At 60.8% G+C, this 13,707-nt stretch carries 11 protein-coding genes; 3 read left to right on the forward strand and 8 right to left on the reverse strand.

Annotated features, from left to right (window positions below; translation table 11 throughout):
• Positions 1-44: 44 nt before the first annotated feature.
• Both cysN and cysD read right to left on the reverse strand, forming a co-directional pair.
• Positions 45-1,940, reverse strand: coding sequence for a sulfate adenylyltransferase subunit CysN (gene cysN, locus V4T21_RS06565; protein WP_332714653.1), 1,896 nt, complete (start codon positions 1,938-1,940; stop codon positions 45-47).
• Positions 1,940-2,848, reverse strand: a complete 909-nt coding sequence (gene cysD, locus V4T21_RS06570) for a sulfate adenylyltransferase subunit CysD (RefSeq protein WP_332714655.1) — start codon at positions 2,846-2,848, stop codon at positions 1,940-1,942. Before cysD ends, cysN begins: the two co-directional genes overlap by 1 nt.
• Positions 2,849-3,272: 424 nt before the next feature.
• Here cysD and V4T21_RS06575 point away from each other — a divergent pair, with 424 nt between their 5' ends.
• Positions 3,273-4,319, forward strand: a complete 1,047-nt coding sequence (locus V4T21_RS06575) for a cysteine synthase A (RefSeq protein WP_332714657.1) — start codon at positions 3,273-3,275, stop codon at positions 4,317-4,319.
• A 13-nt stretch (positions 4,320-4,332) separates the two neighbouring features.
• A complete protein-coding gene (gene cls / locus V4T21_RS06580) occupies positions 4,333-5,772 on the forward strand; it encodes a cardiolipin synthase (protein ID WP_332714659.1) in 1,440 nt (479 codons plus the stop codon).
• Between the two features lie 58 nt (positions 5,773-5,830).
• Here the strand turns inward: cls and V4T21_RS06585 are convergent, their stop codons facing one another.
• The 5 genes from V4T21_RS06585 to V4T21_RS06605 form a co-directional block, all read right to left on the reverse strand.
• Positions 5,831-6,913, reverse strand: a complete 1,083-nt coding sequence (locus tag V4T21_RS06585; protein WP_332714661.1) for an amino acid ABC transporter substrate-binding protein — start codon at positions 6,911-6,913, stop codon at positions 5,831-5,833.
• A 164-nt stretch (positions 6,914-7,077) separates the two neighbouring features.
• Positions 7,078-7,869, reverse strand: a complete 792-nt coding sequence (locus V4T21_RS06590) for an amino acid ABC transporter ATP-binding protein (protein ID WP_440589633.1) — start codon at positions 7,867-7,869, stop codon at positions 7,078-7,080.
• A 2-nt stretch (positions 7,870-7,871) separates the two neighbouring features.
• Positions 7,872-9,008 carry an amino acid ABC transporter permease gene (locus V4T21_RS06595; protein WP_332714663.1) on the reverse strand — a complete coding sequence of 379 codons (1,137 nt, stop codon included), beginning with the start codon at positions 9,006-9,008 and terminating at the stop codon, positions 7,872-7,874.
• Between the two features lie 3 nt (positions 9,009-9,011).
• Positions 9,012-10,217 carry an amino acid ABC transporter permease gene (locus V4T21_RS06600; protein ID WP_332714665.1) on the reverse strand — a complete coding sequence of 402 codons (1,206 nt, stop codon included), beginning with the start codon at positions 10,215-10,217 and terminating at the stop codon, positions 9,012-9,014.
• A gap of 226 nt (positions 10,218-10,443) precedes the next feature.
• Positions 10,444-11,463, reverse strand: coding sequence for an amino acid ABC transporter substrate-binding protein (locus V4T21_RS06605; protein ID WP_332714667.1), 1,020 nt, complete (start codon positions 11,461-11,463; stop codon positions 10,444-10,446).
• Positions 11,464-11,711: 248 nt separating this feature from the next.
• On the opposite strand from V4T21_RS06605, the gene metC reads away from it, so the two are divergent.
• Positions 11,712-12,902, forward strand: coding sequence for a cystathionine beta-lyase (metC, locus tag V4T21_RS06610; protein ID WP_332714669.1), 1,191 nt, complete (start codon positions 11,712-11,714; stop codon positions 12,900-12,902).
• Here the strand turns inward: metC and V4T21_RS06615 are convergent.
• Positions 12,881-13,669 (reverse strand): phosphatase PAP2 family protein, encoded by a 789-nt coding sequence (locus tag V4T21_RS06615; protein ID WP_332714671.1) that lies wholly within the window; start codon positions 13,667-13,669, stop codon positions 12,881-12,883. The genes metC and V4T21_RS06615 overlap by 22 nt on opposite strands.
• Between the last annotated feature and the right edge of the window lie 38 nt (positions 13,670-13,707).

The following is a 13,707-nucleotide window of genomic DNA, read 5'->3' on the forward strand; positions in this document are numbered from 1 at the left end:
TGTGAATCCAGCAACGGCTTATCCGAGAGCCCAGACGCAGAAGACTAGACCTTCAGCGCCCCATATACCTCATCGGCCATTTCCTGCGGTGTCTTGGTTGCGCCGTGGAGGGTGATGTCGGCGCGTTCGGGAACCTCGAACGGGCTGTCGATGCCGGTGAAATTGGTGATCTGACCGGCGCGCGCCTTGGCGTATAGGCCTTTGGGGTCGCGGGCTTCGCACACTTCCAGTGGCGTATCGACATAGGCTTCGAGGAAGGCGATGTCGCCGGCGATTTCGCGGGCGATGCGGCGTTCGTTGGCGAAGGGCGAAATGAACGAGACGATGACGATCAGCCCCGCATCGGCCATCAGCCGCGCCACTTCGGCCACACGGCGGATGTTTTCGATGCGCGCCGCGTCGGTGAAGCCCAGATCCTTGTTGAGCCCGTGCCGGACGTTGTCGCCGTCGAGGATATAGGCGTGCCGGCCCTCGGCGGTCAGCCGCTTTTCCAGAAGGTTGGCGACAGTGGATTTGCCCGAACCCGACAATCCTGTGAACCAGACCACCTGCGGGGTTTGCCCCTTCATCGAAGCGCGGACTTCGCGGTTCACGTCGAAGGACTGGTAGGAGAGGTTTCGAGCGCGTTGAAGCCCGAAGGCGATCGTGCCGGCGCCAAGGGTGAGATTGCCGATCCGGTCGATGAGGATGAATGCGCCGGTCAGCCCGTTGGTCTTGTAAGGGTCGAAGGCAATCGGCCGGTCGGTGGCGATGGTGACCGTGCCCACCTCGTTGAGTTCGAGGCGCTTGGCGGCGGATTTTTCCAGCGTGTTGACGTTGGTGCGGTGCTTGAGATCGGTGATGGTGGCCGGCACCAATTGCGACCCGATCTTGAGCAGATATGAACGGCCCGGATAGGCGGGTTCGTCGGCCATCCAGACCAGTTCGGCCTGGAACTGGTTGGAAAATTCGGGCGTCTGGCCGGGATGGGTGAGAACGTCGCCGCGCGATACGTCGATCTCGCGGTCGAGAACCAGCGTCACGGCCTGACCCGCGACGGCTTCCTGCAGATCGCCATCCATGGTGACGATGCGCTTGATTTTTGCCGGCTTGCGCGAGGCAGCGTCCAGAACCTCGTCATCGACGCTGACCGCACCCGAGGCGACCGTGCCCGAAAAGCCCCGGAAGTCGAGATTGGGGCGATTGACCCATTGCACCGGAAAGCGGAACGGGATCTGCGTCTTGTCCTGATCGATGCCGATCTCTTCGAGATAAGGCAGCAGCGGCGAGCCCGTGTACCAGGGCGTGCGCTCCGAATTGGCGACGATGTTGTCGCCCCGAAGCGCGGAAACCGGGATGGCGGCGAGGGACGCAAAGCCCAGCTCCTGCGCGAAAGCCCGATATTCGGCCTCGATCTTCGCAAACACCTCCTGGCTGTAATCCATCAGGTCGATCTTGTTGACGACGAGGACGACGTGTTTCACCCCGATCAGGGAGAGGATGAAGCTGTGGCGACGGGTTTGGGTCAAAAGCCCCTTGCGCGCGTCGACCAGCAGCAGCGCCAGATCGGCGTTGGAGGCGCCGGTCGCCATGTTGCGGGTGTATTGCTCATGGCCGGGCGTGTCGGCGACGATGAACTTGCGCCGGTCGGTGGAAAAGAACCGATAGGCCACATCGATGGTGATGCCCTGTTCGCGCTCGGCGACGAGCCCATCGACGAGGAGGGAGAAATCGATCCCCTCCTCTCCCACATGGCGGTTGCGACTGTCGCTGCGCAGCGAGGCAAGCTGATCGTCGAGGATTTGCTGGCTGTCATAGAGCAACCGGCCAATGAGCGTCGATTTGCCGTCATCGACAGAACCGCAGGTGAGGAAGCGCAGCAGGGATTTGTCGGTCTGCTGAGTGAGCCAGAGGTCGAGGTCGTTATCGGCGGAGGGCTGGGAAGCGGGTGCCACAGACATCAGAAATACCCCTCCTGCTTCTTTTTTTCCATCGATCCGGCCTGATCGCTGTCGATCAACCGACCTTCGCGCTCGGAGGTTCGGCTGGCCTGCATTTCCATGATGATCTCGGGGAGCGTCGCGGCGCTGGAGCGGATGGCGCCGGTGAGGGGGTAGCAGCCCAGAGTGCGGAAGCGCACCACCTGTTCAGTGGGCGCTTCACCTTCCTGGAGACGGAAGCGATCGTCATCGACCATGATCAGCGTGCCGGAGCGTTCGACCACCGGGCGCGGGCGGGCGAAATAGAGCGGCACGATGGGGATGTCTTCGGCGTAGATATAGGTCCAGATATCGAGTTCGGTCCAATTGGAGAGTGGGAACACCCGCATGCTCTCCCCGGCCGCCAGCCGCGTGTTGAACACGCGCCAGAGTTCGGGGCGCTGGTTCTTGGGGTCCCAGGCGTGATTGGCGTTGCGGTGCGAGAAAATCCGCTCCTTGGCGCGGCTCTTTTCCTCGTCGCGCCGCGCCCCGCCGATGGCGGCATCGTACCCGCCGGCCGAGAGCGCCTGGCGCAAGGCCTGGGTTTTCATGATGTCGGTATAGGCCGATCCGTGATCGAAGGGGTTGATCCCCTGGGCCTTACCGTCGGGGTTGGTGTGCACCCGCAGCTCGAACCCATACTCCTGGGCCATCCGATTGCGGAAGGCGATCATCTGGGAAAACTTCCAGGTGGTATCGATGTGCAGCAGAGGGAACGGGATCGTGGACGGATAGAACGCCTTGCGCGCCAGATGCAGCAGCACCGAGGAATCCTTGCCGATCGAATACATCATCACCGGTCGTTCGAAGCTCGCGGCAACCTCCCGGAAAATCTCGATGCTTTCGGCCTCGAGGCGAGCAAGATGGGAGAGCGGAGCAGAGTGGGCCATGGGGATTTCCCGTTCGAAACGGCGTGTTTTGTCGGGCTAGAGATATTTCAGTTGCCATGGCCGAACAACCGCGTGCAGGCCCGTCCGGAGTGCTCGAAACGCCCGCTTTCTCTATATTTCAAAGCTGGCACCAGATTATTCCAGCCCCACGCGTACGACGCCAATTTCCCATTCCCGATCCGCGCAGGAGAGAAAGTTTTTTCATCAGGGCGTCGCGCTCGCGGCATTTCGATAATTCATGCGTTACTCACGTTTTTCGAGGGGCCATGGGCAACGTCATTGCCCGACGCGCGCTTTACGTGGCAGAGGTTTGCGCCATTGGCGCCGAAAGTGAAAAAGCCTGTCTGCCAAGGCCTTGTGCCTTGCCCGCCCGATTTGCGGCCTCTACCATCGAAGGCCCTTCCCACCGGACGTTTCAGGCACCATGAATCGCTATCCCGATATCCCCTCCGCCATCGGCAACACGCCTCTCATCCGTCTCAATGCCGTTTCGGAGGCGACGGGATGCGAAATCTGGGGCAAGGCTGAATTTCTCAATCCCGGCCAATCGGTCAAGGATCGTGCCGCTCTCTTTATCATTCGCGATGCCGTAGCGCGGGGCGCGCTGGGTCCAGGCGGCACGATCGTCGAGGGCACGGCGGGCAACACCGGCATCGGGCTGGCGCTCGTGGGCAACGCGATGGGGTTCAAGACCGTCATCGTCATTCCCGAGACCCAGAGCGAGGAAAAGAAGGACGCCATTCGGCTGGCCGGCGCGGAACTCATCCAGGTCCCGGCCAAAGCCTACAAGAACCCCAACAATTACGTGAAGGTTTCGGGCCGCCTTGCCGAAAAGCTGGCGGGTGAATTGCCGAACGGCGCGATCTGGGCCAACCAGTTCGATAACGTCGCCAACCGGCAGGCGCATGTGGAAACGACCGGCCCCGAGATTTTCGAGCAGACTGACGGCAAGGTCGATGGCTTCATCTGCGCGGTGGGATCGGGCGGGACGCTGGGTGGCGTGGCGATGGCACTCAAGGAACGCAACAAGGACATCCAGATCGGGCTGGCGGACCCGGAGGGCGCTGCGCTCTACAGCTATTATACCGATGGCGAGCTTAAATCTTCGGGCGGCTCGATCACCGAAGGAATTGGTCAGGGACGGATCACGGCGAACCTCAAGGACCTTACCGTCGATCACGCCTATCAAATTCCCGATGCGGAAGCCCTGCCCTACATTTTCGACCTTATCAGGCAGGAGGGATTGTGCCTTGGGGGGTCCTCTGCCATCAATATCGCAGGGGCTGTGCGGCTGGCCAAGGAACTCGGGCCGGGCAAAACCATTGTTACGGTGCTTTGCGACTACGGTAATCGCTACCAGTCGAAACTTTTCAACCCGGCCTTCCTGCGTTCCAAGGATTTGCCGGTGCCGGAATGGCTTGAAGCCGACCCCACGGTCGACATCGGTTCGGTGCTGGAGGCTGATACATAATTAAAGAGGCGACGTGGATCTCATAAGGCTCATCGCCGATAATTTCAGTTTCTGGGCAACGCTTTATATAGCCAACTACGTACTGGCGTTCGTATGCGGCGCGCGCGAGATCATGAATTCGCGAACTTCGCAGGGTTCGATCGCCTGGCTGCTCTCGCTTCTGATTCTGCCGTTTCCCACGACGATCATCTATCTGGTATTCGGCTGGAAGTTTTTCGACGACTACGCCGAATCCCAGGTTCATTCCGGACGAAGCTGGCGTCTGGCGCGTTCCGAGGATTTGCGCATCGTCGACCGGGGCACCAGCGATGATTGGCCGGTGCTTCGCAAGGTGGCCGAACTGCCGTTTCTGTACGGCAACGCGGCCAACCTTCTCGTCGACGGCGAGGACACATTCGCCTCGATCTTCGACGGCATCGCGCGCGCCAAGGAATATATCCTCGTCCAGTTCTACATCATCCGTGACGACGACCTTGGCCAGCGTTTTGCCGATGCGCTGATCGAACGGGCGAAAGCGGGTGTCCGCGTCTATGTGCTTTACGACGATGCCGGCGCGCATGCGCTTCCCAACAGCTACAAGGAGCGGCTTCGGGACAGTGGCATTTCCTTTTACAGCTTCAATCATCGCCACCCGTTTTTGCGCTTCTACGGGCTGACCCGCATAAATTACCGCAACCATCGCAAGAACGTGGTGGTGGATGGCCTCGAGGCTTGGGTCGGCGGGCACAATGTCGGCGACGAATATCTCGGCAAGGACCCCAAATTCGGGCGTTGGCGCGACACGCATGTCCATGTCGCCGGACCCGCTGCGCTGGCCTGCGTGTTGATGTTCCGCGAGGATTGGCACTGGGCGACGGGCGAAGATCTGGTCGTGCACTATCCGAGCGAGGTGCCGACGCCGGGCAACCAGCCGGTTCTCGTGATGCCCACCGGGCCGGCCGACAAGTTGGAGGACTGCTCGATCGCCTTCACCGAGGTGATCGCCCGCGCACGCGAACGGCTTTGGATCGTCAGCCCTTATTTCGTGCCGGGCATCGAAATCCAGACCGCGCTTTATGCAGCCTCGCTACGCGGGGTGGATGTGCGCATATTGCTGCCGCGCAAGCCCGACCACATGATCGTGTGGCTGGCGAGTTACGCCCATGCCGACCAGATGGTCGAGCACGGCATCAAGGTGCACCGCTACGAACAGGGCTTTCTGCACCAGAAGGTGATCCTGTGCGACGACCAGATCGCCGGAGTGGGCACCGTCAATTTCGACTATCGCTCGTTCAACATCAATTTCGAGGTAACCCTCTGGTTCACCCATGAGGACATGATCGCCAAGATCGCCGCGATGCTGGAAACCGATTTCGCCGCCTCGTATCTGACGACAGAACGCAACCTCAAGCGCCGCAATTTCCTGTTCCGGCTGCTGTGTCAGGGTGCGCGGCTGTTTTCGCCCATCCTTTGAACGGAGTTTAGAGCATTTCCGAACCGCAAAAGTGGTGTCCACTTTTGCTGGAAACGCTTTAATAAATCGGCGGGGCGTAGAGCAGCCCACCATTGATCCAGAGCGCGTTCTGCCCGCGCAGCAGCGGCGCGCCAGAACCGGCACCGAAATGGCGGGAATAGATTTCGCCGTAATTGCCCACACTGCGGATCACGTCACGCATCCAGGTCGGCGACAGGCCGACCGGCGCTCCGACATCATCCTCCACGCCGAGCAGACGACGGATCGCGGGGGTGCGGGCCGACAGCATGGAATCGATATTGACCGAGGTGACCCCATATTCCTCGGCGTTGATCAGCGCGTAGAGCGTCCAGAGCACTATGGTCTTCCACTGCTCGTCGTCGTCTCGCACGACAGGGCCATAAGGCTCCTTGCTGAGCCGTTCGGGCAGGATTGAATGCGAGGCAGGCTCGGGCATCGTCCGGCGGATGGCCTGGAGCCAACTCGCCGGCGCCGTTATCGCGTCGCACCGGCCCGACCGGTAGGCGACCGCCAGATCCTCGCGGTCCTCATAGAGCAGTTCGTCATAGCCGAGCTGGTTGAAAAAGAAGAATTCATCCAGCCGCCGCGAAGCGTCCGAATTGGAGGCCACGCAGATGTTGACGTCCTCAAGTTCATAGGCCGAGACCACGCCCAGTTGCTCGGGCACCATGAAGGCCTGTCCGTCGAAAAAGGACGTGGCGACATAGCTCGCGCCGTAAAGCGTATCGCGCGACATGGTCCAGGCGGCGTTGCGGACAACCAGATCGACCTCGCCCATTTCCAGATGCGCGAAGCGGCTCTGGCCGGAGAGCGGGCGAAACTCCACCTTGGACGGATCGCCGAATATCGCGGCGGCTACGGCGCGGCAGATGTCGATATCGAACCCGGACCACAATCCTTCCGGGCTCACCTGGGCGAAACCGGGGAGCGGATTGGTCGCGGCACAAATCACATAGCCGCGCGTGCGCACCGTTTCGAGCGTGGAAATCGTGAAGGGCGCGCTGGTTTGCGCTTCCGGCTCTTGCGCCAACGCGGCGGGCTGGCCAGCCAGCGGCAGGACCATCGCCACGGCCGCACCGGCCAATATCCGCAAAAAGCGCGAAAATATGAGCAAGATCAACGCGGCGCTAACCGTCCCTTTCGATGAAGGTCATATTGGCACGGCGCACCTTGCGGTCAAGGCAAGAGCGTCTCTTCTCCCCGGCCAATTGGCCTTGCTCCCGCAACCGGACGTAAAGGGCCGCGCCCCGATATGGACGCGACCCTTCGTATTGTCGTGTTGGGTCAGTGAAGGATCTGGCTGAGGAACAGCTTGGTGCGTTCGTGCTGGGGATTGGAGAAGAACGCTTCGGGCTCGTTCTGCTCGATGATCTGGCCCTGATCCATGAAGATCACCCGGTTTGCGACCTGCCGGGCGAAGCCCATTTCGTGGGTCACGCACAGCATGGTCATGCCATCCTCGGCGAGCTTGACCATCACCTCGAGCACTTCCTTGATCATCTCGGGATCGAGCGCAGAGGTGGGTTCGTCGAACAGCATGATCTTGGGGTTCATGCACAGCGACCTGGCGATCGCCACGCGCTGCTGCTGCCCGCCCGAGAGCTGGCCGGGGAATTTATTGGCCTGTTCGGGGATTTTGACGCGCTCGAGATATTTCATCGCGGACTCCTCGGCCTCGGCCTTGGGCGTGCCGCGCACCCAGATGGGGGCGAGCGTCAAATTCTGCAGCACCGTCAGGTGCGGGAACAGGTTGAAGTGCTGGAACACCATGCCCACGTCGCGGCGCACTTCGTCGATGCGCTTGAGGTCGGACGTCAGTTCAACGCCGTCGACGGCGATTTTTCCCTGCTGGTGCTCTTCGAGCCGGTTGATGCAGCGGATGAGCGTGGATTTGCCCGAGCCCGAAGGGCCGGCGATGACGATGCGCTCGCCGCGCATCACCCGCAGGCTGATGTCGCGCAGAACGTGGAAATCGCCGTACCATTTGTTCATGTCGACGATGTCGACGGCCACATCGGTATCGGACACCGTCATCTTGGTGCGATCGGCCTGCGGTGCTTCCATGGTTGCGGTCATGGTTATCTCCTGTGGCCGGTGTGGAGCCGGCCTTCCATATAGATCGAGTAGCGGGACATGCCGAAGCAGAAGACCCAGAAAACGAAGCCAGCAAAGACGTAGCCGGTGACGGCATCGGACGGGAATTGCCATGCGATGTCCGAGCCGGCGGCGCGGACTGTATTGAGCAACTCGAAAATGCCGATGATCGAGACCAGCGTCGTATCCTTGAACAGCGCGATGAAGGTGTTCACGATGCCCGGGATCACGTGCTTGAGCGCCTGCGGCAGGATGATGAGCGCCGTGGTTTTCATCTTGCTCAACCCCAACGCATAGGCAGCTTCGCGCTGACCGCCTGGGATGGCCTGAAGACCACCACGCACCACCTCCGCCATATAGGCGGATTCAAACAGGCAGATGCCGATGATGGCGCGCAGGAGCACGTCGGTGTTGGTGCCTTGGGGCATGAACAGCGGGAACATCACCGAGGCCATGAACAGCACCGAAATCAGCGGCACGGCGCGCCAGAGTTCGATGAATGCGACGCAGAAGCCCTTGATGATCGGCAGCTTCGATTGTCGCCCCAAGGCCAGCAATATGCCTGCAGGCATGGACACGATGATACCGATCAACGAGATGATCAGCGTCAGCGTCAACCCGCCCCATTGGCGCGTCGGCACGTGCTGCAGGCCAAAGCCCCCCGCCATCAGGAAATAGGCGACGAAGGGGTACACCCCGAAAAAGAGGATGGCGGCGAGGCGGGTGAAGGGAACCCGCGGGACCAGCAACGGGATCAGCAGGATGATGCCGATCAGAAACATCAGGTTGATGCGCCAGATTTCATCGGCCGGATAGAAGCCGTAGATGAAGAAGTTGAACCGGGCCCGGATGAATATCCAGCAGGCTCCAACCCCCTCGAAACGGCAGGCCGCGCCCCTCTGTCCCTCGGGGTCCGTGAACACCGCGTCGGCGACGAGGAAGTTCCACATCGGGATCAAAATCCAGACGATGAGGGCCAGCCCCAGGATGGTGAGCACCGAATTGAGCGGGGATGAGAACAGATTGGAGCGCATCCACGCGCCTACCCCAGTAGTGCGCCGTGGAGGCGGCAGGGGCTCGGCCATCTGGGACCGGACGAAAACGGATTGTGATTGGCTCATGGCTCAGCGCTCCACCAGCGCAACGCGCGAGTTATACCAGTTCATGAACAGCGAGGTCGTGAGCGAGAAGGTGAGATACACCGCCATTGTGAGCGCCACGATTTCGACTGCGCGCCCGCTCTGGTTGATGGCCGTTCCCATGAACACGTTGACGAGTTCGGGAAAGGCGATCGCCGCACCGAGCGAGGAGTTCTTGGCAAGATTGAGATATTGGCTGGTCAGCGGCGGAATGATGATCCGCATGGCCTGGGGGATGATGACCAGACGAAGGCGGTCGCCTTCCTTGAGCCCCAACGATGCAGCCGCTTCGACCTGACCGTAATTGACGGCCTGGATGCCGGCGCGAACGATTTCGCCGATGAAGGCCGCAGTATAGACGACCAGACCAAGGACGAGCGCCGTCAATTCGGGCGGTACGACGAAGCCGCCGGTATAGTTGAAACCGGTCAGTTCGGGCACGCTGAAGGCAACCGGCACTTGCAGAACGAAAAAGGCCAGGATGGACGGCACAAGGATGATGCCGAGGAACGGCAGCAGCACCGGCAATCTCTCGCCTTTTTCCTCCATGCGCCGCACGCGACGCCGGCGCCAGAGGACGGCCACGACGATGGCGACGAGCAGGACGCCGAGAAGGATCAGGAAGCGTTGGTCCGATTGCAGCAGCGGGAGATAAAGCCCGCGCTGGTTGAGCACGACGCCGAGCGGAAACTCGTAACTCTGGCGCACCCCCGGCATGGCATTGAGCGCCAGGAAGTACCAGAACAGAAGCTGGAGCAGCAGCGGCATGTTGCGGACGACTTCCACATAGACCATCGCCAGCTTGCGGATCAAAAAATTCGGCGAAAGCCGCGCAATGCCGATGATGAAGCCCAGAATCGTCGCAAGGACGATGCCCACGACGGCCACCAGCAATGTGTTGAGAATGCCCACGACATAGACGTCGAGATAGGTCGAGCTTCTGTTGAAGGGGATCAGCGAAAAGCCGATGTTGAAACCGGCCGTCTGAAACAGGAAGCCAAAGCCAGTGGCCCTGCCCTGTGCGGCCATGTTGGCCGCAGCGTTCGATTGCAGCCACCAGAACAGCAGCGCAACCGCTATGAGGAGCGCGGCCTGGTAAACAACGGCTCGCGCCGTAGGATTATAAAAGAGCGAAGGATCGATTCCGGATCGGGCGGTGACGCCCGATCGCTTGTCCGAGACATCTGTCATGTTGGTCCCTAACCTGCCGGATACCCCAATGGCGCCGGCGGCTACGCCCCGAGCTTTTCCGCGTTCGCCTGGAACGCGCCATCTGCTCCGGGGCCTGTTTACCACGCTCGCGAAACGGAAAACGCAATTGCGCTTTTCCTACGGAGCGCTCCAGCCGCGCGGGTAATGCCAGTCCGGTAAAAATGCCCGGGCGCCATATGGTGCCCGGGCTCAAATCCATCGGCGATCAGCGGATCGGCGGGGCGTACATCACGCCGCCTTCGGTCCACAGATTGTTGATGCCGCGCGGAATACCGATCGGGGTGGATTCACCGACATGGGTCTCATAGACCTGGCCGTAATTGCCCACATGCGAGATTATGCGGTAGGCCCAGTCGGCCGTAAGACCAATCGGGGTACCGAAGTCACCCTCGACGCCGAGCAGACGGCGGACTTCGGGGTTGTCCGAGCCGAGCATCTCATCGACGTTTTCCGAGCTCACGCCCAGTTCTTCGGCATTGACCATCGCAAACAGGGTCCACTTGGCAATGTTGAACCATTGCACGTCACCCTGCCGAACGGCTGGGCCAAGCGGCTCCTTGGAAATGATCTCGGGCAGGATGATGTGCGCCTCGGGATCGGGGAAGCCCGAACGTTCGGCGGCTAGCGCGGAAGCGTCGGTGGTGTAGACGTCGCAGCGGCCGTCGAGATAAGCCTGAACCACTTCGTCCTGGTTCACGAACACCACGGCGTTCGAAAGATCCAGACCCTCTGTCGCGAAGTAGTCGGCGGCGTTGAGCTCGGTCGTGGTGCCGGACTCGATGCAGACAGCGGCGCCGGACAGTTCGGTGGCCGAGGTTACGCCGGCATCTTCGCGCACCATAAAGCCCTGGCCGTCATAGAACATCGTACCCGTGAAGCTGATGCCCAGATCGGTGTCGCGGCTCATCGTCCAGGTGGTCGTGCGCGAAAGCACGTCGACATTGCCGTTCGCCAGGCTCTCGAAGCGAACCTGCGAGGTCAGCGGCGTGTAACGCACCGCATCCGGATCATCGAAAATCGCAGCGGCCATTGCCCGGCAGAAATCGACTTCCAGGCCGGCCCAATTGTTGTTGTCGTCGGGGAACGAGAAGCCGGGAACGCCTTCGGTCACACCGCACTGCAGGTAACCGCGCTCGGTAACCTCATCAAGCGTCTGCGCGAGCGCGACGGAAGAGGTGCCGGCGACGGCCGCCATCACTGCACAAGTGATAAGCTGTTTTTTCATGGTTTTGCCTTTGTTTCCTAACCCTTTTTCGATCGGCTCGGGCCCCTTTTTGCCCGATCCGTATATCTCGCCTTGCGGCGAGGCAGCATCACCCTATTGCCATCGGGCGCATTGCTGGGCAGCATCGAAGCGCAGTTTTGCCATTTGCGTCAAGGTAAAATCCGACACAAAAATAGTCACTTCGGAGCCCGCGCCTAATTATGCAGCAAGAATGCTGACCTATTTTTCGCCAACACCGCCAAGGTAACATGTCAGAAACGAAAAAAAGCCGGTCATTTCAGACCCGTACAGAAACCTTTCTCACCCATGGCGGCCGGAACCCCGCGAGCCAGCACGGATTCGTGAACACGCCCGTATATCGGGGCAGCACCATCATTTTTCCCACGCTGGCGGCGCTCGACGACTCATCGATCCGCTATCGCTACGGGCGGCAGGGCACGCCGCTTACCGATGGGCTCGAAGACTTGGTGACCGAACTCGAAGGAGCGGCCGGCACCATGCTCACGCCGTCCGGCGTATCGGCAATTTCCTTGGCGCTTCTTACGTGTTTGTCGGTAGGCGATGAGGTTTTGATCACCGATTCCGTCTATGAACCCACCCGCAGCCTTGCCGATACCGTGCTCGCGCGCATGGGAATCACCACGCGCTATTTCGATCCGCGCATCGGAGCGGGAATCGCCGGGATAGTCTCGGACAAGACCCGCGCCATTTTTATCGAAAGCCCCGGATCGCTCACCTTCGAAATCCAGGACCTGCCGGCGATCGCCCAGGCCGTCGAGGGCCGGAACATTGCCATTCTCGTCGACAATTCCTGGGCAACGCCTTTGTTTTACAGGCCCTTGTCGCTTGGCGCCGATCTGGTGATCCATTCGGCGACCAAGATGTTCGTGGGCCATTCGGATGCGATGATGGGTACCGTTTCGGCAAATGCCGCCTATATGGACGCGCTACGGCGCACCCATCACACGCTGGGCCTCATCGTCTCGCCCGATGACAGCTATCTGGCGACGCGCGGCATGCGCACGCTGGCCGTGCGCATGAAGGAGCATGAGTCGCGCACGCGCGAGCTCGCTTCGTGGCTGGAAGCGCGGGGCGGCGTGGAAGTGCTCCATCCCGCCCTGCCCTCGCATCCCGATCACGCGATCTTTGCGCGAGACTTTTCCGGCTCGGGATGCCTGTTCTCTATCGTTCTTCCATCCGCGCCACGCAGCGCTATCGCCGCGATGGTCGACGACATGGAAATTTTCGGCATGGGATATTCCTGGGGCGGCTTTGAAAGCCTCATCCTGCCCTCGGCCCCCAAGCGCATCCGCACGGCCGTGCCCTGGTCTAACCTGGGCAATCTCATGCGTATCCATGTCGGCTTCGAGGATATGGACGACCTCAAGGCCGATCTCGAGGCGGGGATTTCGCGCTATTACGCGTCCGCGGGTTTCTGAGCTCTGCGGAGTCGCCTTATCAGCGGCTTGAAAGCGGCGAACATGCGATAGTTGATCTTGCCGTTTTCGATCCGCATACCCCAGTGACGGGTCGCGAAATAATCGCGCACGAGGATCGCGCTGGCCAACCCCACGAACGAGCCGGCCAATACGTCGGAAAGATAGTGATCCCCAACGACGATTCGGCTGAGCCCGATGGCGAAGCCAAATGCGATAATCCAGCCGTGAAAGCGGCGGTTGACCAGTGTGTGCAACGCCAGGGCGAAGGCAATCGCGGTGGTGGCGTGGCCCGAGGGAAAGCTGTGGAAGCTCCAATGCATGTTGAGCGGTTCGAGATGGAGCACCCCGAGCTCTTCGAGATGCATGGGGCGAGCTCGACCAATCAGGCGCTTGATGATCTGGACGACGATTCCGGAGAAGGCGATGGTAGAAAAAACGTAGGCGGAGAGCGAAAAGACTCCGCGCACAGCCCAAGCCCAACTGTAGGGCAGGTTCATGCGCATGGCGATGGCGCCGGCGATGATCCCGATCAGCGTGGGAAACAGCAACCAATCGGACTTTCCCAGATCGGTAATGACATCGAAGAAGGCCCGCTCATGGGCCGGCCAGTTGCCAAGCGCTTCGAGCACGGGGGCATCGAGCAGCAGCGCGATGGCCAGCAGGCCTAATAGCGTCCACAACGGCCACCAGAACAGGACCTTGGCCTGTCGGTGCCGCTCGCTTACGGCCTTGAGCCAGCGGATCGTGAATGTATCGGGCGCGAGCACTTGGGGTCGACTCCGTTATTTCGTTCACAGGAGGCCCG

The organism is Pelagibacterium mangrovi, assembly GCF_036662815.1.
Lineage (GTDB): Bacteria > Pseudomonadota > Alphaproteobacteria > Rhizobiales > Devosiaceae > Pelagibacterium > Pelagibacterium mangrovi.